Genomic DNA, 909 nt, shown 5'->3' with positions numbered 1-909 from the left:
CTGCCGTGCAGTGGAACGCCACCGTCTCGTAGGGGTAGCGGACGCTGTCACGCCCGGCCAGCTCCGGCGTGGCGGCGATCAGCGCCCGCACCGCGGCGGCCACGGCCGCCCTTTCGTCGGTGGGCAGGGCGGCGATGAAGCTTACCGAGAGCGCGCGGCCGACGACCACGTCCTCGGCCGGCCCTTCGTGGTGGTGGGGCAGGCGCCGCTCGTGCAGGGGCCCGAAGCCCGCGGCCGGGAACGCCGCGCGCCAGGCTCCCGTGCGATAGCGCGGCGTGTCGTCCTCGTAGGCGTCGACGATCCGCGTCAGGTCCGCGACCCAGGGCACGGATTCGTCGCGCACGTTCCAGACCAGCCCGAGCGTGCCGCCGGGGCGCAGCACGCGGCGGATCTCGGCGAGCGCCGCCGCTGTGGCGAACCAGTGGAAGGACTGCGCGCAGACCACCGCGTCGACCGCGCCGTCGGCGAGCGGGATCGCCTCCGCATGGCCGGGATGCGCTTCGACGCCGGGATTGCACTGGACGAGCTGCGCCCGCATGGCGGCGACCGGCTCGACGGCGACGACGCGGGCGCCGGTCTCCGTCAGGCGCGGGGTGAACTTGCCGGTCCCCGCGCCGAGGTCGAGCACGGTGCGCCCGGGACCGACCCGAAGGTCGCCGCGCAGCCAGCCGTCCAGCGCCGGCGGATAATCCGGTCGGCCGCTGACGTAGGTGTCGGCCTGGGCGGCATAGCCGGCCGCGGCCGAGCGGTGGATCGTCTCCATCCCGAGCCCTCGAATTCTTCGAACGCAGCCCACCGGACGTGTCGCCCCGGGAGCGTGCGTCAAGCCGGGTCGGCCTCCGCGGCGGCGACCAAGGCGGCGCCGTCCTCGGTCAGCGCATAGTGGGCGCGGCTCGACCGGGCGTCGCG

At 75.4% G+C, this 909-nt stretch carries 1 protein-coding gene; it reads right to left on the bottom strand.

Annotated elements, in window-relative coordinates:
• Positions 1 to 763: class I SAM-dependent methyltransferase (locus FV222_RS27530; protein WP_147816309.1), on the bottom strand; the 763-nt coding region annotated here is incomplete at its 3' end.
• Positions 764 to 909: the final 146 nt, after the last annotated feature.

Source organism: Methylobacterium sp. WL103, assembly GCF_008039885.1.
Classification (GTDB): domain Bacteria; phylum Pseudomonadota; class Alphaproteobacteria; order Rhizobiales; family Beijerinckiaceae; genus Methylobacterium; species Methylobacterium cerastii.
This window is presented reverse-complemented; position numbering and strand designations above follow the sequence as displayed.